This window comes from Nocardiopsis sp. iso_25 (assembly GCF_056173305.1).
Window position 1 is genome coordinate 3,006,133 of sequence record NZ_CM149667.1, and the last position, 18,846, is coordinate 3,024,978.

12 protein-coding genes are annotated in these 18,846 nt (G+C 73.8%); 5 read left to right on the plus strand and 7 right to left on the minus strand.

Going from position 1 to position 18,846, the window contains the following annotated elements; genetic code table 11:
- The first annotated feature begins 318 nt into the window (after nt 1-318).
- Complete coding sequence (locus AC0VX6_RS13020) at nt 319-1,674, plus strand: hypothetical protein (protein ID WP_475468877.1); 1,356 nt, start codon at nt 319-321, stop codon at nt 1,672-1,674.
- Nucleotides 1,675-1,714: 40 nt separating this feature from the next.
- On the opposite strand, the gene AC0VX6_RS13025 is transcribed toward AC0VX6_RS13020, so the two are convergent.
- From AC0VX6_RS13025 to AC0VX6_RS13035, 3 genes are all read right to left on the minus strand, one after another.
- Nucleotides 1,715-2,686 carry an MsnO8 family LLM class oxidoreductase gene (locus AC0VX6_RS13025; protein ID WP_475468878.1) on the minus strand — a complete coding sequence of 324 codons (972 nt, stop codon included), beginning with the start codon at nt 2,684-2,686 and terminating at the stop codon, nt 1,715-1,717.
- A 316-nt stretch (nt 2,687-3,002) separates the two neighbouring features.
- Complete coding sequence (locus AC0VX6_RS13030) at nt 3,003-5,537, minus strand: DUF1963 domain-containing protein (protein ID WP_475468880.1); 2,535 nt, start codon at nt 5,535-5,537, stop codon at nt 3,003-3,005.
- A 118-nt stretch (nt 5,538-5,655) separates the two neighbouring features.
- Complete coding sequence (locus tag AC0VX6_RS13035; protein WP_475468882.1) at nt 5,656-7,986, minus strand: ATP-binding cassette domain-containing protein; 2,331 nt, start codon at nt 7,984-7,986, stop codon at nt 5,656-5,658.
- Between the two features lie 412 nt (nt 7,987-8,398).
- Between AC0VX6_RS13035 and AC0VX6_RS13040 the strand changes: the two genes are divergently transcribed.
- A complete protein-coding gene (locus AC0VX6_RS13040; RefSeq protein ID WP_475468884.1) occupies nt 8,399-9,847 on the plus strand; it encodes a serine hydrolase domain-containing protein in 1,449 nt (482 codons plus the stop codon).
- Between the two features lie 15 nt (nt 9,848-9,862).
- On the opposite strand, the gene AC0VX6_RS13045 is transcribed toward AC0VX6_RS13040, so the two are convergent.
- The 3 genes from AC0VX6_RS13045 to AC0VX6_RS13055 all read right to left on the minus strand — a co-directional run bounded on the left by AC0VX6_RS13045 (nt 9,863) and on the right by AC0VX6_RS13055 (nt 12,700).
- Nucleotides 9,863-10,759 carry a class I SAM-dependent methyltransferase gene (locus AC0VX6_RS13045; protein WP_475468886.1) on the minus strand — a complete coding sequence of 299 codons (897 nt, stop codon included), beginning with the start codon at nt 10,757-10,759 and terminating at the stop codon, nt 9,863-9,865.
- A 121-nt stretch (nt 10,760-10,880) separates the two neighbouring features.
- On the minus strand, nt 10,881-11,468 hold the full coding sequence (locus AC0VX6_RS13050; RefSeq protein ID WP_475468888.1) for a helix-turn-helix domain-containing protein: 588 nt from the start codon (nt 11,466-11,468) through the stop codon (nt 10,881-10,883).
- 59 nt (nt 11,469-11,527) lie between these two features.
- Entirely contained in the window at nt 11,528-12,700 is a 1,173-nt protein-coding gene (locus AC0VX6_RS13055; RefSeq protein ID WP_475468890.1) for an epoxide hydrolase family protein, read from the minus strand.
- A 102-nt stretch (nt 12,701-12,802) separates the two neighbouring features.
- Here AC0VX6_RS13055 and AC0VX6_RS13060 point away from each other — a divergent pair, with 102 nt between their 5' ends.
- Nucleotides 12,803-13,378: a CGNR zinc finger domain-containing protein gene (locus tag AC0VX6_RS13060; RefSeq protein ID WP_475468892.1), complete on the plus strand. Its 576-nt coding sequence runs from the start codon at nt 12,803-12,805 to the stop codon at nt 13,376-13,378.
- Between the two features lie 52 nt (nt 13,379-13,430).
- Here AC0VX6_RS13060 and AC0VX6_RS13065 read toward each other — a convergent pair whose 3' ends face one another.
- Nucleotides 13,431-16,229 carry an ATP-binding protein gene (locus AC0VX6_RS13065; protein ID WP_475468894.1) on the minus strand — a complete coding sequence of 933 codons (2,799 nt, stop codon included), beginning with the start codon at nt 16,227-16,229 and terminating at the stop codon, nt 13,431-13,433.
- A 185-nt stretch (nt 16,230-16,414) separates the two neighbouring features.
- On the opposite strand from AC0VX6_RS13065, the gene AC0VX6_RS13070 reads away from it, so the two are divergent.
- Nucleotides 16,415-17,320, plus strand: coding sequence for an MBL fold metallo-hydrolase (locus AC0VX6_RS13070; protein ID WP_475469330.1), 906 nt, complete (start codon nt 16,415-16,417; stop codon nt 17,318-17,320).
- A 21-nt stretch (nt 17,321-17,341) separates the two neighbouring features.
- On the plus strand, nt 17,342-18,838 hold the full coding sequence (locus tag AC0VX6_RS13075; protein ID WP_475468896.1) for a carboxylesterase/lipase family protein: 1,497 nt from the start codon (nt 17,342-17,344) through the stop codon (nt 18,836-18,838).
- Nucleotides 18,839-18,846 lie beyond the last annotated feature (8 nt).

An 18,846-nucleotide genomic window follows, 5' to 3' on the forward strand; every position in this document is an offset into this window, starting at 1 on the left:
GCAAAAGCTTGCTATGTGAATTAGGGGACGAAACAGACAGTTCAGGCTTCTGGCATGTGCGGACTTGAGGGAAAATTACGCGAACTCGTGTTCGCTGCGCTAGCGTGTTCCCCGAAAAGGAAAATCCCGGTCGGTGCTACCAACACCGAGCCGGGATTTGGCCGACGCCTGAGCAAACAAGCGTCCGGCCGCGCCACCTACCTGAAAGCACCAGGAAGGCGACTCATCGTGGAGTCTATCGCCCTCAGTCCCCGTGCCACCACCGAACGCCGTGATTCGGCCCGGTTTTTCGGCCCGCGTCAACGCCCCCGCGGGGCAATGCGCGGAATTGGTTTCATACCGGACATCTGGGTCAATGAAGCCCGCGAGGCCGGGCTCTTCCCCACATCCCGCGCTTTCATCGCCGCCACGGTCATCGCCCGCGCCGCCGACCTCGACGGCCGCTGGTGCTTCCTCTGCCTGGACACCCTGGTCAGCCGGTCCGGCCACCTGCTCAGCCTCTCCGTGGCCAAGCGCGCCATCGCGGACCTCGTCGCCGCCGGGCTGGTCCGCAAACTCGACCCCGGTCAGACCCGCGCCTTCTTCGCCGAGGACATCAAGGAACGCACCCGCTCGCACGACCGCCTTCCGCTCGTCCTCGAACTCCTGATCCCCGCCGAGGACTTCCCCGACCAGGTGCGCGAGGAGATCAACGCCGTCCGCGCGGCCCTGGGGGAGGAGCCTCTGGACGAGACCACCCGCCCCCGGATCAGGAAGGCCGCGACGGTCCGAATCGACCTCGGCGACGGGTCGAATCGACCCACACACCTGTATCCCATTCACCTCTCCTCCGACGAGCGCCCCGATTCCGTCCGGAGGAGCCCAGACACAGCAGGAGGGCCCGAAGCCGCGCGGCCGAGCACGCACGGATGTCGGCCCCCGCACGCACATCCCCGGCACGCACACCCTCCGCACGTCCAGCCCTCGCAAGGGCACCCCTTGCTCCGGCAGGTCCCCGACGCCGCCCTGAACGACCCGCGCGCCGACCGGGCCGCCCTCACCCGCGCCCTGCTCCGCCTGCGCGACGCGGGCCTGACCGAACAGGAACTCACCGCCCTCGTCCGGGGCGCGGAGAGACTGCGCCGCCCCTTCCCGGCCCTGATGCTGCGCCTGCGCGGCCCGGCCGAGGCCCGCGCCTTCCTCGCGGGCGCTCTGGGCCGGGGAGTCACGCCCACAACGCCTTGGCGGTCGGGGATTCCCGCACCCCGAAGGCCCGCCGAGGAGCGCGGCCCCGACGACGGCGACCTCTTCGCCCGTCCGCCGGAGTTCGTCGTCGACGCCCGGGGCGCGGCGGTGCACACCTGTCCCGAGCACCCCGGCGTTCGCAACGTTCCCGGCGGCACCTGCCGGGCGTGCGGCGGCCCCTGCCGGTCGGTGCCGGGCGAACTCCCGCACCCACCGGCCCCGCCTCGACCACCCGATCCGGGCAGGGGAGGGGAGGAGCCGGACATCGCGGAACCGATGGGTGAGGGGTCCTGCGAACTCGAACCGGCCCTCACCGAACGCATCCTGGCCTCGCTCACGGGAGGCGGGCCGATCGCCGCCGATGAAGTCCCTCCACGTGAGACAGCGCCCGCCCACTCACCCGCGCGTCAGGCCATCATCGACCGGCTCCGCCGACAGCTCGCCGCCTGATGCCCCGGTGACGGGCACGGCCCGGAGGACGCGCGCCCCGTCACCGGGCCTGGAGCGAGGCGAGGAACTCGTCGGTCCTCCGGACTTCATCGCGGTCGTAGGTGCTGACGTTGGCGAGCACCTCGGAACCGCCTGTGCGGTCGAGGAGGTCGGTGAGCCCGTCCGCCACCTGCTCGGGAGTGCCCGCGATCGCGGAGTCCATCCAACCGTGCACCTCCCTGCGCTTCCTCTCTCGGCTCGTCTCGCCCAGCAGCCGACGTACCTCCTCGACGGGGCGGAGCGCGCGGAACTCCCCGACCTCCCGCGAGTCCGCGTACGCCCAGGCTTCGGGCAGCAGCAGTTCGCGAGCGCGCTCCTCGGTCTCCGCGACGGCGACGTCCACGTTCACGACCAGGTAGGGAGCGGGCGCGGTCGGGCTCGGACGGAAGTCCTCGAAGTACGCGGCGATCCTGTCCGGGTCACGAAGGACCGGCCCTCCGACCACCGCTGGAAGTCCCAGTTCGGCGGCGAGTGCCAGCCCCTCCCGGACGGCGAGCAGGAACACCGGCGGAGGCGCGACACCGGGCCTGGCGGTGATCCCGGCCCGCCCGCTCAGGTACTCGCGGACCCTTTCGACCTCGGCCGGGTACTCGCCCTCGCCCAGGGCGGTGCGCCCGAGCGCACGCCGGATCGGAGCGGTGAAGCCGAGCGAACCGCCCAGTCCCAGGTCGATCCTGCCGGGGAAGAGCGCCTCCAGGAGCAGCGCCTGCTCGGCTATCACCAGCGGGCTGTGGTTGGGGACCATGACCCCGCCGGTGCCCAGGCGGATATCGCGCGTGCGGGCGCCGATGGCCGCGAGCAGCACGGTGGGGGCCGAGCTGGCGATACCGGGCACCGCGTGGTGCTCGGCGGTCCAGAACCGGTGGAATCCGAGTTCCTCCGCGCGCACGGCCCTCTCGACGGTCGTCGCGATCGTCTGTGCGTCGGACTCGCCGCTGCGCGTCCGTGAGCGGTCAAGCAGGGAGACCCGCATCGGTTCTCGCCTCCGTCCGTGTGGTGGGACAGCGCATCGTCATCCTCCGCCCGGAGCGTACTCGCCGCGAGCCCTGTGGGCCGGAAGGATCTCCGGCCCCGGGGCATCAGCGGCCTCAGCCCTGTGCTCACGGGCGATGATGAAGATCTACATCGTCAAGGCAGCGGTTCACCATATCCCTTCGAAGCTCGCCCCCTCACAGTGCACGCTGACGGGGACGGCTCCGACACCGAGGCCGTAACGCGGTGCCAGTCCTCAGCCGCAGGAGCGCGAACCCCGGCCGCGCCGGCGGCCGGGGCCCGCTTCCGCAGCACCGTCAGGGGTTGGAGTACATCTGCACCACGACGCGGTCGAAGCGGCGCGCCTTGAGGTCCTCACGGGTGATGGTCCAGTACAGGATTCCCATCGGAACCCCGACCCACTGCGCGAGCAGGACCCAGTCCTCGGGGTCGGAGCCGGGCCCGCCCTCCTCCGGGTCCGCCGAGGCGCGTGCCGGGTCTCCGTAGCCGTCGAAGTCCGCGGCGTATCCGCCGATCTGCCACTCGCCGCCCTCGTCGGACTGCTCGGACCAGACCTCTTGCAGCGTCTCCGCGTGGGGGTGCAGGGCGAGGGTCTCGTCGTCGACGGGGCAGGAGGGCAGTCCCACGCCGGGGATCAGACGCAGGTCACCGGTGCGCCGCAGCTCCTCGTCCAAGTCCTCGGGGGAGTCGTACTCGTAGGGCTCGTAGCCCGGTGAGGACTCCCGCTCCTCCACCGGCGTCCCCGCCGGGACGTATACGGCGCCGCCCGGAATGACGAACTCGTCCAACTCGACGTTCGCGAACAGGAGCACGTGGCCGTCGGGCGGTAGCGGGATGTCGGTGGCCTCCGGCGGGATCGCGGCCAGGTCGAGCGTCGCGATGAGCTGGTGGTCGTCGCGGTTGTCGGGGTCGTCGTCATCCCACACCGTGCCCGGGGTGGGCGCGTCCGGCGGGAGCATCAGCGGAGTGCCGAGCCTGCCGACGACCGTGCCGGTGCCGTCGCGCGCCGTCCGCAGTTTCGGGCGGGCCAGCCCGAGCCACCGGTCGACGTCGGCCGCCGGAACCCCCTTGCCGAGCGCCTGCTCCCGGAACCGGTCCAGCCACCACAGCACCGACGCGGGCAGGGCCCTGACCGACGGGTGCAGCACCCCCGCGCCGAACTCCCAGCCGGGTTCCGGCGCCACCACGCCCGGCTCGCCCAGCCCCGCGAGCCACTCGGCAGCAGACGACCGTGTCCGGGCGTCGGCGTCCGACAGCGCGGCCGCCGCTGCCGCCCTGGCGTCCGGGTGGTCGCCGAGCACACGCCGGGCCGCCAGCCGGTGGCGGTTCGCGCCCAGCGCGAGCGAGGTCAGGCGCGGGACCAGGGCCTCGGGGGCGGCGGGGAAGCGTTCGAGGATGGTCAGGATCATCGTCGTCGTGTCCACGGCGGAGTCGTCCGGATGCCGTTTCCCGTCGCCGCCGTCGAGGTACTCGTCCGCCAGGTCCAGGCGCTCGGCGAACAGGGGCCACCAGCGCTCGGCGTTCTCAGGGGTCAGGAAGGCGCCGATCTTGCGCCTGTGGTGGTCCGTGCGGGTGACCAGGAGCGAGGCGGTACGCCGGTCCGCGTCGGACAGCCCGGCGGCGCGGAACGCGTCCCGCAGGGCGCGGACGTCGGGCATCAGCGCCAGCCGCCCCTCGACGCGGTGCCAGGAGCGGTCCCCGTCGGTGCCGCCCCCGACCCCCAGCGCCCGCAGCTCCTCCGCCAGGTCCGCGTCCTGGGGCGCGGCGACGGCGGGCACGGGAACGGCGGCCTCCGCCGCCCTCAGCGCCCGCACCCGGGAGGCGGCCCGGCGCAGCAGTCGCTCGCGCTCGGGGTCCTGAGTCCCGGCGCCGTCGTCGGCCAGGGCCTCCTCGATCGCCACGACGCCGCCGTCGAGGTCGGCCAGACGGACCAGGGCGTCCGGCAGGATATCCGGCGGCGCGGTCCGCAGGTGCTGGCGCAGCAGGTCCACCTGCAGGGGGCCGTCGACCCGGGCCAGGGCGGACAGCGCCTGCGCGCGAACGCCCGCGTCGGCGTCCACCGCCAGTTCGGCGGCGAGTTGCGCGTGCGCCTCCGGACTGTGCGCGCACCGGTCCGCCACGTATCTGCGAGTGTTCAGACCGGACCCGGTGACGACGTCCGCGAGCGCGTCAGCGTGCCGGGCGAGGAACGCGGCGCCCGCCTCGCTCTCCAGAAGCCGGTGCCGACGAAACGGCCAGTAGCCGGAGTCCGAGTACAGCAGCGCCGACAGGGCGGCGTGCACGGGAGTCCGGCCGGGTGCGCCGCCCGCCCGGGCGACCTCGGTGAGGGTGCGGGCGTCCCAGCGCCGCTGCGCGTCGTCGGCGTCGGTCCCGTCAGTGCCGGTCCCATCAGCGGAGCCGTGGACACGGAGCACGTCGTCGGCCAGCACGAGGAGCCACGACGGCTCCCCGGATGACGGGGCGTTGCCGGTGACCGCGTGCAGTACCTGCCCGAACCGGACGAGCAGGTCGATCGGCGCGAACCGGTAGACCACCAGCCGTGCCGCGTCGGCCTCCCGCAGCGACCAGCCGGGATGCGCGTCGGCGACGGCGGCCAGTCGGTCGGCCGACCAGACCGCGTCCGGTTTGGCGACCATGTCGGCGCCGGTCGGCCGCTCCCGCAACGCCGCCAGGGCCTCCGGGCGGGTGCCGCTCAGCACGTGCTCGACGACCGGTTCGTGGGCCTCGGACACCCGCAGCGGCGCGAGGCAGTTCCGTACCGCTGACGCCATCCGGGCAGCGGTGTCCGTACCGCCGCCCGAACCGGCCGTTCCTGCTTCAGATTCGTACATGCCGGAAGACTAGGGGCAAGTTCGGACACACGGTTTCGCCCCTGCCCCTTCGTCGGGCCCGCGCCCACAGCGCCGGAAGGTGGCCACAGCCCACGGCGGCGGGCGGACGGATCGTCGCTCAGAACACCCCCTTCAGGTAGGAGCCCGTGCGGCTGTCCGGGGCCGCCGCGACCTGTGCGGGCGTGCCCTGAGCGACGATCCGTCCGCCCCGCGATCCGCCGCCCGGGCCCAGGTCGATGACGTGGTCGGCGGTGGCCACGACCCGCATGTCGTGCTCGGCCGCCACCACGGTGGCACCCGCGCCGACGAGGTCGCGCAGGCGGCTGACTAGGACGTCGGTGTCGTGGGGGTGGAGGCCGGTGGTGGGCTCGTCGAGCAGGTAGACCGTGCCGGTGACCCGGCGGCGCTGGAGTTCGGTGGCCAGTTTGATCCGCTGGGCCTCGCCGCCGGACAGTTCCGTCGCGGGCTGGCCCAGGCGCAGGTAGCCCAGGCCCACCCCGGCGAGGGTCTCCAGGGAGCGCCGCACCGACTGCTCCTCGGTGAAGAACCCCGCCGCCTCCTCCACCGACATCGCGAGCACGTCCGCGACCGTGCGCCCCCGGTACCGCACCCGGAGGGTGTCGTCGTTGTAGCGCGATCCGCCGCAGGTCGGGCAGGGGGCGTAGGTGGTGGGCAGGAACAGCAGCTCCACCGACACGGACCCCTCGCCCTCGCAGTGCGGGCAGCGACCGCCCACGACGTTGAAGGAGAACCGGCCGGGCCCGTAACCGAGCGCGCGGGCCTCCTCGGTGGCCGCGAACAGCTTGCGCACCGTGTCGAAGAGTCCGGTGTAGGTCGCCAGGTTGGAGCGCGGTGTCCGCCCGATGGGCTGCTGGCTGACCCACACCACCCGGCCGTGTTCGGCGGCCAGGTCCCCGGTCTCCGCCAGCAGGGAGGACTTGCCCGAGCCGGACACGCCGGTGAGGGCGGTGAACACGCCGAGGGGGACGTCGGCGTCCAGCCCTTCGAGGTTGTTGCGGGCGGCCCCGCGCAGCTCCAGGTATCCGCTGGGGGTGCGGGGCCGGTGCTCCGGGACCTCGTCGCCGAACAGGTAGCGGCCGGTCACCGACTCCGGGACCTCCCGCAGGCCGGGGACCGGTCCGCTGTACAGGACGCGCCCCCCGTGCTCGCCCGCCCCCGGCCCGACGTCGACGATCCAGTCCGCGCCGCGCACCACGTCCAGGTCGTGCTCGACGAAGCACACGGTGTTGCCGCCGTCGCGCAGGCGCCGGAGGATCTTCGAGAGCGCCTCGACGTCGGCCGGGTGCAGGCCCGCGGAGGGCTCGTCCAGGACGTAGACCACCCCGAAGAGCCCCGTGCCCAGCTGGGTGGCCAGCCGGATCCTCTGGAACTCCCCGGTGGACAGGGTCGGTGCCGGTCGGGCCGCGCTCAGATAGCCCAGCCCCAGCTCCGCCAGCACCCCGACCCGTGCCGTGATCTCCCCGACCAGCGCCCCCGCCGCACCCGTGTCCTCCGCCCAGGGGCGCAGCAGGGCCACCAGCTCGCTCAGGGGCAGCGCCGCCAGTTCGGCGATGGTGTGCCCGGCGAAGGTGACCCGCAGCGCCTCCTGCCGCAGCCGCCGACCGCCGCACTCCGGGCAGGTCCGGTCGACCATGAACTCGGCGGCCCTGCGCCGCCGGGCCTCACTGGCGGAGGAGGCGTACGCCTTGAGCACCAGCCTGCGCGCACTGCTGTACTTGCCCTGGTAGGGCCGGTGGACACGGCCCGCCTCACGGACCGGGTGGACGGTCACCACGGGCTGCTCCTCGGTGAACAGGATCCAGTCGCGCTCGCCCTGGGGCAGTTCCCGCCAGGGCCGGTGGACGTCGTACCCGAGGGTGTCGAGGATGTCGCGCAGGTTCTTGCCCTGCCAGGCACCGGGCCAGGAGGCGACCGCCCCCTCGGCGATGCTCAACCCGGGGTCGGGCACCAGCGACCCCTCGGTGACCTCGTACTCGACCCCCTCTCCGTGGCACGTCGGGCAGGCCCCGGCCGCGGTGTTGGGGGAGAAGGAGTCGGAGTCCAGGCGCTGCGCCCCGGGCGGGTAGACACCGGACCGGGAGAAGAGCATGCGCAGCGTGTTGGACAGCGTGGTCAGGGTGCCCACGGTGGAGCGGACCGAGGGCGCCGAGCGCGGCTGGGCGAGCGCCACGGCGGGCGGCATCCCGGTGACGTCGTCCACCTCCGGGGCCGGGAGCTGCTGGAGCAGGCGCCTGGCGTACGGCGCCACCGACTCCAGGTACCGGTGCTGGGACTCGGCGTAGAGGGTCCCGAAGGCCAGGGAGGACTTCCCCGACCCGGAGACGCCGGTGAAGGCGACCAGTGCGTCGCGGGGCAGCTCCGTGTCCACGTTCTTGAGGTTGTGGATGCGGGCGCCGCGCACCCGGATGCGGTCGTCGTGGGTGTCCATGGGACAAGGATTACCCGGTCACGGGACCGGATCGGACCCGCGGACCGCCCGGCCACGGCGAACCGCGGTGCGCACCGACCCTCCCGCCGGGGGATGCGGGCGGGGCGGGCCGGAACCGGCGGGTTCCCCGTCCGTCCGCGCAGGGAGGGGCGTCCCGCCGCGCGGGCGGCGCGTCCCGCCGGGCCCTCGGCCGGGAGGCGGCGTCCGGGCGGGACGGTCGCACCGCGGACCTGATCCCCCGTCGGGGAACACCCCGAGGGCGGTCGAGGGTGAGACCCGGGACGGAACCAGGGGGCTTCCCGATGTGCGCCGACGCGGCCCGGTGGGACGGTGGCGCCCGACCGTGACACGTGTACGGGCGGACCCTCCAACGGCGCCCGCACCGACCGCCCCCGACGACGAAAGCCCTCTGATGCGGCCCACCTCCCTGCTCCGCCTGCTCCTGGCCGTGTCCGTCCTCCTCGCCGTGGCGGTCCCCGCCCAGGCCCGGGAGGGCTTCTCCCCGGAGCGGGTGGACGCCTTCGTCACCGCCTACCTCGACCGCCACGGCCTTCCGGGGGCCGCCGTCGCCGTGGTCAGGGACGGAGAGACCGTGTACGAGGCGGGCTACGGGGAGGATTCCGAGGGCCGCCCGATCACCCAGCACACCCGGCTGCGCGTCGGCTCCGTGTCCAAGTCGTTCACGGCCTTCGCGGTGCTGCGGCTCGTGGACCGGGGACGAGTCGACCTCGACGCGCCCGTGGCGCGCTACCTGCCCGACGCCGCACCCGACGGCGTCACCGTCCGCCAGCTCCTCTCCCACACCTCGGGGCTGCCCAACCCCACCATCGTCGGCCCCGCGCGGACGCTGGAGGAGGGCGTGGCCGGCATCGAAGGCCTGCCCCCGGCCGCCGACCCCGGCGCCTCCTACCGCTACAGCAACCTCAACTACTGGGTGGCGGCGCTCTTGGTGGAGCGGGTCGCCGGACAGGACTTCACCGAACATCTGGCCCAAGAGGTCTTCGCCCCGCTGGGCATGGACGACACCGTCGCCACCACCACCACGCGCGACCCCGTCGACGGGCTCGCCCCCGGGCACGTCACCGCGTACGGCGCGGCCTTCCCCGCGCCCACACCGGAGGCGATGAACAGCGGATCGGGCGCGGTGGTGAGTACCTCGCACGACATGGCGGCCTGGCTCGCCATGCAGCAGCGGGAGGGGGTCGGCCCGGACGGGCGGCGCCTGCTCTCCTCCGCGCTCGTGGAGGAGTCCCACACCGCCCAGCCCGCCGCCGACCGGGCGGGGCTCGGCTGGAGGCACAGCGGGCCGCAGGTGACGCCCGCGCGGATCTCGCACAGCGGCGTCGTCTCCGGCTTCAACTCCCAGCAGGACCTGGTGCCCGGCAGCGGCTACGGCGTGGTGGTGCTGCTCAACAGCTTCTCCCCCTCCCGTGAGAACGCCTACGAGATCAGCTCCGGCATCATCGACCTGACCGAGGGCCGAACCCCCGATCCCGGCACGCCGACTGCGACCGTGACCGATCTGGTCCTGGGCGCGGCAACCGCCGCCGTCGTGGTCCTGAGCGTCCTCGGCCTGCGCCGCTCGCCGAGGTGGGCCGCCCGCCGGGCCGCCTGGCCCGCCTGGGGGTTCGCCCTGCGCTTGATTCCCCAGTGTGTCGCCCCGGCGTCGGCGGTCCTCCTCTTCCTCGTCGCTCCCGCGCTCCAGGACAACAGCTACGTCCCGGTGGACGTCTTCTGGCTGTTCCCCGCGCTCGCCGTCCTGTTGACCGCCCTCGCCGTCGTGGGCGCGGGGCTCACCGCCGCGCGCGCGGCGGCGCGGCTCCGGTCCGCACGGGGGACCGAGCTGCCCCGCTCCGCGTAAGGGCCCGGGGCCGGGTCAGCGGCGTGCGGCCCACACGGCGCGTTCGGTGCGCACGGCCAGGTCGTCGCGGCGCAGGATGCTGTGCGGGCCGTCGGTGTCCAGGAGCCGGTCGAGCGCGGCCAGGTCCTCGGGGGAGAGCTCTCCGGCGACGCCGGTGCGGATGCGCCGCAGGCCGCTGAGCGCGTAGCGGCCGATCGCTTCGCTCTGGGAGCCCTCGATGTTCACGGCGATCGTGCGCTCACCCTCGACCGTGAAACCGGCGGCGGTCAGCATCGGGCCCCAGTCGGCGCCCCGGTGGGGCATGTGCTGGGTGTGGAGGCGGTCGGCCGCGGCGTGGACGCGTTCCTCCAGGCCGGGCCGGTCCTCGGGGGCGTCCTCGGGCAGGAAGCGGGGGAACCCGGCCAGCTCGACGACGGCGAACAGGCCGCCGGGCGCGAGCGCGTCGTGGACGCTGCGCAGCGCGCGGTCGGGACGGGCCATGTGGTGCATCGAGGCCGAGGCCCACACCAGGTCCGGTGAGCCGAGGTCGGGCCAGTCGGGGGCGTCGAGGTCGGCCCGCACGGTGCGCACCCGCTCCTCGACGCCGAGGGCGCGCGCCTTGTCGCGCAGCCGCTGGAGGTGTCCGTCGGAGGTGTCGACGGCCGTGACGTGCGCGTCGGGGAAGCGGTCGAGGAGGGCGAAGGTGCCCGCGCCCGTGCCGCAGCCCAGGTCCACGATCCGGCGCGGGTCCGCCGTCAGCGGCAGCCACGCGGTGATGGAGTCCGTGTGCTCGGCGAGGACCTCGGCGTCCAGGTCGAGGATCTCCGCCTGGACGTCGGCGTCCTGTCCCTGGTGGCCGTGTCCCTGGTGGTGGTCGTGCCGGGCGCCGTGGTCGTGACCGGGGCCGTGGTTGTGCGGGTGCGTCTGGTTCATGTCCCCCACAGTAGGACGTGCATGCGCCCCGAGCATGAAGGTTCCCGGTTTGCGCAAGACATTGACCGGATGTGCTGCCCGACGCGCAAGACGTCGTCGCGCGGTCCACGCGGTCGCTCCCTCAGGTGTCCTGGTCGTCGTGGCCGCCGTCCTCCCGCTGGTGGCCGCGGCGGGCGTCGCGGTCGAAGATGCCCAGGATCTCGCACGGGCCGCCCTCGGCGCCGATGGCGTGCGGCGTCATCGTGGGGAACTCGGCGGCCTGGTTGGTCTCGACGCGAAAGCGCCGGTGGCCGAGCATGAGCGTCGCGGTGCCGGACAGGACGACGAGCCATTCGCGCCCGGGGTGGGCGCGCATGCGGGCCGGGTTGTCCGGCGGCGGGTCGGTCACGCGCTGGCGCACCACGCTCATGCCGGGGTCGCCCTTGACGGGCCAGCGCATCCGGCTGTGGGCGCCGTCGATCATGGGGCTGATGACGACGTCGTCGTCGGCCGTCTCCACGAGCTGGTCCAGCGTGGTGTCCAGTGCGCGGGCGAGGGTGACGAGCTGGTCCAGGGCGAGGCGGCGCCGACCGTTCTCGATGCGGCTGAGCGAGGACTGGCTCAGGTGGGCGCGGCGGGCCAGTTCCTCCAGGGACCAGCCCTGTGCCACCCGCAGGGCGCGGATGCGCCTGCGCACGAGGCCGTCCAGTTCTCCGTCTTCTTGCGTCATGGGCATCATGGTATGCCTGCCCTGCAAGGCCGAAGGCGGCGGCCCGTGCGGGGCCGCGTTCACCGCCGGGCGGCCAGCACCGCCGCGAGGCCCTCCCGCAGGTCGTCGACGAAGTACCCGGGAACCTCCAGCGACGGGAAGTGTCCGCCGCGTTCGGGCGACCTCCATCGGACGATGCGGCGGTACCGCTCCTGCGACCAGGGGCGCGGGTACTTCTCGATGTCGCGGGGGTAGACGGTGATCGCCGACGGGACGTCGACCCGGAGTTCGGGGTCGAGCGAGTTGTGGCTCTCGTAGTAGATGCGGGCCGCCGACGCCCCCGTCCGCGTCAGCCAGTACAGGGTGACGTTGTCGAGGACGCGGTCCCTGGAGATCGTCTCGAACGGGCTGTCCTCGGTGTCGGACCACTCGGCGAACTTGTCGAGGATCCAGGCCAGGAGCCCGACCGGTGAGTCCACGAGCGAGTAGCCGATGGTCTGCGGCCGGGTCGCCTGCTGCTTGGCGTAGGCCGCGCGGTGGCGCCAGAAGTGGCGGGTCTCCTCGGTCCACGCGCGCTCGACCGCCGTCAGCCCGTCCGTCGACAACCCGGGCGGCGCCTCCGCGAACGTCGTGTGGATGCCCAGGACGTGCGCCGGGAACCTGCCGCCGAGGACCGTGGTGATGTTGCCTCCCCAGTCGCCGCCGTGGGCGAGGAACCTGTCGTAGCCGAGCCCGCCCATCAGCTCCACCCACGCGGCCGCGATCCTTTCGGTTCCCCACCCGGTGGTGTCCGGCTTGTCGCTGTAACCGAAACCCGGCAGCGAGGGGGCCACGACGTGGAACGCCGGTGCGTCCGCGTCCTTCGGGTCCGCCAGCTCGTCCACCACGTCGACGAACTCGGCGACGCTGCCCGGCCAGCCGTGCGTCATGACCAGGGGAGTGGCGTCCGCGCGCGCGGACCGGCGGTGCAGGAAGTGGATGCCCAGGCCGTCGACGGTCGTGCGGAACTGGCCGACGCGGTCGAGACGCCTTTCGAACGACCGCCAGTCGTATCCGGTGCGCCAGTAGTCGACGACGTCGACCAGGTCGGAGAGGGGGACCCCCTGCTCCCACCGGCGGGGGCCGGGCGCCGCGCGATGGACCGTCTCGGCCTCGGGCAGCCGCGCCGCGGCCAGCCGCGCGCGCAGATCGTCGAGGTCGGCGTCGGTCGCGCGGGCTTCGAACACTCGCACGTCGCTGCTCGGACGGGACATGGGGCCTCCTGGCCGTCACGGAACCGGCTACGACCATCGCGAACCGGCTAAGGCGGTTCTAGCAGTCCTCCGCGCCCGTGCGCAACCGGCTAAGGTGGTTCCATGTCCGCTGAGTTCCCTGACTTCCGCCTCGGCGCCGTGCTGGCGACCAGCTTCACGGCGACCCTGACGGAGCGCTGCGGCGACGCCGTGGAGCGCATCCCCACACCCCGCCGACTCCTCGACTGGCTGGCGGTGAACGGCCTCGCCGCGGACTCCTGCACCACCGCCCAGCTCGACCTCGCCCGGGAACTGAGGGAGGCGGTCCACGCCGCCGCGACGGCGGCCGCGGTCCGGGACGCCCTCCCCTCGGCCGCCGTCCGGGTCATCAACGAACGCAGCGTTCAGGGCCGGGCCGCGGCCGTCCTGACGCCCGAGGGCGAGCGGCTGTGGCGGCTCGGCCCGTCCTCACGCGTGGAGGACGCCCTCGGCGTGATCGCCGCCGACGCGATCGGCGTCATCGCGGGCCAGCGGGACGGGAGACTGGCCCTGTGCGCGTCGCCGACCTGCCGGGCCGCCTTCTTCGACACCAGCCAGAGCCGCACCCGCAAGTGGTGCGACATGAACACGTGCGGCAACCGTCAGAAGAAGGCGCGCTTCAACGCCAAGCAGCGCAAGGACCCCCGAGCAGCGGAGTGACCGTCGACAGCGCGGTGCCCCGTACCGCCGGTCCGCGCCTGGCGGGCGGGCCTCATCCCCGGTGACCGGCCGTCGGAAGGGCGCTCTCCACGAGGTCGCGCAGTTGCGAGCGGGCGGTGACACCCAACTTGGGGAAGCTGCGGTAGAGGTGCGAGCCGACCGTGCGCGGGGAGAGGAAGAGCCTCTCGCTGATCTCCCGGTTGGTCAGCCCGCGGGCGGCGAGCCTGATGATCTGCTGCTGTTGCGGGGAGAGCCGGGAGAGCGCGTCGGGGACCGCGTCCGTGACGTCGAGGCCCGCGGCGCGCGACTCGGACCGTGCGCGCTCGATCCACGGGCGCGCCCCCAGACGCCGGAAGACCTCCAGAGCCTCGGTGAGCGGCCCCCGCGCCTCCGCGACGCGCCGACGGCGCCGCAACCATTCGGCGAGGTCCAGCAGGGTCTGGGCGCGTTCGAAGGGCCAGTGCTCCAGCCGCGGATCGGCCAGGGCCGCCCGGAAGTGCGCCTCGGCCTCCTCGGCCTCCTCGGGGTCCGCCAGGAGGGCGCGGGCCCGGCTGATCAGCGCGCGCAGGCGGGGCGAGGCGCCGTCCCCGAGCGCGCGTGCGCAACGCTCGACGATCGCGGCGGCCTCCGCGCGCCGACCACTCCGTGCGGCGGCGACGGCCAGGTCCGCCAGGGCCGGGTGGGAGGCGTGGTAGTGCACCGGGTCGCCGTCGGCGGTGAAGACCGCGCGCAGGTGGTCGTAGGCGGTCTCGTACGCGCCGTCCGCGATCGCCGCGGCACCGAGCGCGCGACGGGCGTAGACGGCCACGGCGCGGCTCTCCAACGGATCGACCAGGGCGAACACCTCCCCGATCCGGGCACGGGCCGCCGTCGTGTCCCCCCGGTAGGCCAGCACGGTGGCGTCCACCGCGGCCGCACACGCCATGGCGTGGTCGAGACCGGCCCTCGCCCCGACGGCGGCGGTGCGGGCACAGGCCTCGCGTGCCCGCTCCCACCGTCCCTGTTCCACATAGCTCCAGGCGGCCGCGCCTTCCAGCCCCTCCGGCAGCGGCCCCCGCGACCGCCAGCCGTCGAACGCCTCGTCGAAGGCGCGGACGGCCTGCGGGGTCTCGTCCAGGAGCCACGCCATCACCGCCAGGGCGGTGAGCCGGTCGGGCCGACGCCGCGCCTGCGACGCCGACCGCGCGAGCACGGACAGGTGCCCGGCCCTGTCGTCGAAGGGGTCCGACACGGCCCTCACCCAGGCGCGCGTCCACGCCTGCGACTCCTCCTCGGGAAGCAGCCCCAGGACGGCCCGGACGCGGTGCCGCTGGGCGTCCTCTCCGGAGTAGAAGCGGACCACGGCGGCATCGGCGAGGAGGTCCAGCGCGGTGGCGGGCTGTGCGGCCGCCGCCTGTTCGGCGGCACCGGCCAGCCGGGAGAAGACCACCGAGTGGCGCACGGTCAGCACTGACAGCCGTCCGACCTGCGCGGTCAGGGAGGCCAGCAGCGACGCGTCGTCGGTGTGCGCGCGTGCCTCGGCGGCCAGTTCCTCCACCCAGGAGATGTCGCCGGTGAACACGGCCGCGGTGGCCGCTTCGACCAGCAGCCTGGCCCTGTCCCCGCGCCGCGGTGCGAGTTCGGCGGCGCGCTCCAGGATGCTGGCCGCCGCCGCGTAGCCGCCGCGGCGGAGGGCCCGTCCCGCGCTGCGCTCCAACTCCGCCGACACGGCCGCGTCGGGGCCCGTGCACGCGGCGGCGAGGTGCCAGGCACGCCGGTCCGGTTCGTCGCGCAGTATTCCGGCGAGCGCGAGATGGGCCTCGCGCTGCGAGGCGGGGGAGGCGGCGTGGTAGGCGGCCGACCGGACCAGGGGGTGGCGGAACCGGACGTCCCGGCCGGTCCGCCGCACCAGCCCGGCCCGCTCGGCGGGCAGCCACGCGTCGTCCTCGGCGTGCGGCAGTCCGGTCGGGGCGGCGATCGCGGAGTCGGCGCCGTCCATGGCGGCCAGGAGCAGCAGGGCCCGCCTGCTGGAGTCGGGCAGGCCGTCCAGACGGGCCGCGAAGACCCGCTCCAGGTGGTCGGTGAGCGGGAGCGGGCCCGGGGAGGGCGTCCTGGCGGGCGCGTCGGGTGCGGCGGACGCCCTCGCCAGTTCGGTCAGGGCCAACGGGTTCCCGCCGGCCTGGTCGAGGATCCGTGCCCGGGTCCGGCCGACGGGGCTGCCCGGCTGCATGTCCAGCAGCCGGTCGGCGGCCTCGTCGCCGAGCGCCCCCAGGGTGAGCGTCGGCAGGTGGCGGTCCAGCCCCGCAAGGCGGGCGCCGGAGCGGACCCCGAACAGCATCGTGACCGGTTCGCCCTCCAGCCGTCTGGCGGCGAAGGACAGCGCGTCCAGGGAGGCGCGGTCCGACCACTGCGCGTCGTCCAGCACCACGAGCAGGGGGCGCCGCTCACCCAGGGCCGAGAACAGGCCCAGGACGGCGACCCCGACGAGCATGAGGTCGGGTTCGGCCGTGGCCGCCCCCGCACCGAAGGCGTCGCGCACCGCAGCGCGCTGCCTCTGCGGCAGCGCGTCCACCTGGGCCGACACGGGCCTCAGCAGCTGGTGCAGCGCGGAGAAGGCCAGGCTCGACTCCGACTCGCTGCCCTCGGCGCGCAGCACGAGAGCGCCGTCCGCCCGGGCCCGGCGTGCCGCGGAGTCCAACAGCGCGCTCTTGCCCGTGCCCGGGTCGCCGACCAGCACCAGACCCCGCTCGGCCGACGCGGAGTCCACCGCACGGAAGAGGCGCGCCAGTTCCGCGTCCCGGCCGACGATCGGGTCCGCGGGGTCCCGCCCCGGCCCCGCGATCGCACCGGAACCGCCTGCGTGCTCGCCCACGGGGTCTCCAGGAGTCGTGGCTCCCCGGTCGGAGCCGCCTTGCCTCGGCCCCCAGGCTACAAGCGGCGCAGCCGCTGCCGGGGCGTGTGCGCAGGTGCAGTCACGTGACTGATACCGCGTGCACCGGGGCCGCCCGTAGGGTCCCAAGAAAGCATCCGAATTACTGGGGAACCCTCATGGAACAAATGCAACTCGGCAATGTCACGATCACCCGGGTCCGGGAGTACTACGGTTCCGTGGAAATGACGCCCGACACCTTCTTCCCGGAGGTGTCCAAGGAGGTCTGGGACGACGGAGCCCCCTTGCTGAGCCCGTATTTCGTGGATTTCGAGGCCAATACGGTGAACTCGGCGATCCAGACCTGGGTGCTGCGCAGCGGGGGAAAGACCATTCTCGTCGACACCGGTGTGGGCAATCACAAGGAGCGCCCGTACGCGCCCGTGTGGAGCCGTCTCGAAACCGGATTCCTGGCCGATCTCGCCCGCGCCGGAGTCGCACCCGAGGACGTGGACATCGTGGTCAACACACACCTGCACATCGACCATGTGGGCTGGAACACCTACCTGGACGGCCGGAACTGGGTGCCCACCTTCCCCAACGCCACGTACCTGATGCCCAAGGACGACTTCGACTTCTGGAACCCCGCCAACGGCCACCAGCCGCGGCTCGGCCGCGGCAACCAGAACGTTTTCGAGGACAGCGTGGCCCCCGTGCACGAGGCCGGTCAGACGCTGCTGTGGGAGACCAGCCACCGGATCGACGCCGACCTGCGCCTGGACGCCGCCCCCGGGCACACCCCCGGCTCCTCCGTGCTGACCCTGGCCTCCGGAACGGACCGGGCCGTGTTCGTCGGCGACCTGCTGCACAACCCGGTGCAGATCCTCGAACCGGACGCCAACAGCTGCTTCTGCGAGGACCCCGCGGGCGCCCGCGCCACCCGCCGCGAGGTCCTGGGCAGGGCGGCCGACGACAACGCCCTCGTGATCCCCGCGCACCTGGGCGGCCACGGCGCCGCCGAAGTGGTGCGCGACGGAGACAAGTTCGCCGTCAAGGGCTGGGCCCCCTTCGCCCCGTACACCGACCAGGGCTGAGACCAGCGGAAAGGCATACCTGTGAACCACCACCCCGACCCCGTTGTGACCACCGCGCAGGGAGCGGTCCGCGGCCGACGCCGCGACGGCACCGCCGCCTTCCTGAACATCCCCTACGCCGCGCCTCCCCTCGGCGCCGACCGGTTCGCGCCGCCGCGACCGCACGAGCCCTGGGACGGCGTACGGGACGCCGCCGTGCCGGGCCCCAACGCGCCGCAGGCCGAACGCGGACTCGGCGGCGTGGACATGTCCCCCTACTTCGGCGACGGTTGGAGCCGCGGAGACGACTACCTCACCGTCAGCGTCTGGACGCCCGAGACCGCGGACGGCGGCCTGCCCGTCATGGTGTTCGTCCACGGCGGGGGGTTCGTCGCCGGCTCGACACGCTCGGACATGTACGACGGCGGCGGCTTCGCCCGTGACGGCGTCGTCCTCGTCACCCTGAACTACCGGCTCGGCATCGCCGGGTTCCTCGACCTCCCCGGAGCACCCGCCAACCGCGGCCTGCTCGATGTGGTCGCCGCGCTGCGCTGGGTCCGCGAGAACGCCGCCGCCTTCGGCGGCGACCCGGACGACGTCACCCTCTTCGGTCAGTCGGCCGGGGCGACCATCGTCGGCGCCGTCCTGGCCACCCCCGAGGCCACGGGCCTCTTCCGCCGAGCCATCGTCCAGAGCGGCAGCGGCCTGGGGGCGTTCACGACCGAGCAGGCCGCCCGCGTCACCCGTGCGGCGGCCGACCTGCTGGGCGTGCGGCCCGATGCCGACGCCTTCGCGGAGATCCCCGACGACCGCCTGGTCGAGGCCGCCACCAAGCTCGCCGGCATCGACCTGCGGACCGGGACCCACCGCGACCCACTGATCGGACTCAGCCCCTTCAGCCTGGTCCTCGACACGCAGCCCGCCGAATCCGTCGCCGCCGGACTCGGCGCGGACGTCGACCTGCTCATCGGCACCAACACCGAGGAGGGGAACCTCTACCTGGCCCCCGTCGGCCGCTACTCCACCTCGACCGTGTCCGACGTCGACGCGGCCGCCGCGCGCTCGCACCCGGACCCGGCGCGGCTCGTCCAGACGTACCGCGGGGCACGCCCCGGGGCGTCCTTCGGCGAGCTGCGGTCCGCCATCATGGGCGACGCGCTGTTCGGCGCCGGCAGTTGGGCCCTGGCCAGCGCCCACGCCCGCCACCCCGAGTCCGCCACCTTCGGCTACGAGTTCGCGTGGCGCTCCGACGCCCTGGGCGGAGAACTCGGCGCCGCCCACGCGGTCGAGCTGCCCTTCGTCTTCGACCTCGCGCACCTGCCGCGGTTGCGCGGACCGGGCGGTCTGCTGGGGCGCGGCGAGCCCCCCACCGACTTGGCCGCCCGCGTCCACCAGACCTGGATCCGGTTCGCCAGGACCGGCGACCCCGGCTGGACCCCCTACGACAACGAGCGCCGGGCCACGATGCGCATCGGCACCGAGTGGGTCCAGGTGGACGACCCCCGGAGCCCGGAGCGGCGGGCCTGGGCGACGCCGTGAGGAACAGC

What these genes read in the sequence shown, in the direction of transcription:
- AC0VX6_RS13060 (WP_475468892.1), top strand. Translation starts at nt 12,803, where the DNA reads ATGTCCGCTGAGTTCCCTGACTTCCGCCTCGGCGCCGTGCTGGCGACC.
- AC0VX6_RS13025 (WP_475468878.1), bottom strand. Translation starts at nt 2,686, where the DNA reads ATGCGGGTCTCCCTGCTTGACCGCTCACGGACGCGCAGCGGCGAGTCC.
- AC0VX6_RS13045 (WP_475468886.1), bottom strand. Translation starts at nt 10,759, where the DNA reads ATGAACCAGACGCACCCGCACAACCACGGCCCCGGTCACGACCACGGC.
- AC0VX6_RS13055 (WP_475468890.1), bottom strand. Translation starts at nt 12,700, where the DNA reads ATGTCCCGTCCGAGCAGCGACGTGCGAGTGTTCGAAGCCCGCGCGACC.
- AC0VX6_RS13050 (WP_475468888.1), bottom strand. Translation starts at nt 11,468, where the DNA reads ATGACGCAAGAAGACGGAGAACTGGACGGCCTCGTGCGCAGGCGCATC.
- AC0VX6_RS13020 (WP_475468877.1), top strand. Translation starts at nt 319, where the DNA reads ATGCGCGGAATTGGTTTCATACCGGACATCTGGGTCAATGAAGCCCGC.
- AC0VX6_RS13035 (WP_475468882.1), bottom strand. Translation starts at nt 7,986, where the DNA reads ATGGACACCCACGACGACCGCATCCGGGTGCGCGGCGCCCGCATCCAC.
- AC0VX6_RS13070 (WP_475469330.1), top strand. Translation starts at nt 16,415, where the DNA reads ATGCAACTCGGCAATGTCACGATCACCCGGGTCCGGGAGTACTACGGT.
- AC0VX6_RS13040 (WP_475468884.1), top strand. Translation starts at nt 8,399, where the DNA reads ATGCGGCCCACCTCCCTGCTCCGCCTGCTCCTGGCCGTGTCCGTCCTC.
- AC0VX6_RS13030 (WP_475468880.1), bottom strand. Translation starts at nt 5,537, where the DNA reads ATGTACGAATCTGAAGCAGGAACGGCCGGTTCGGGCGGCGGTACGGAC.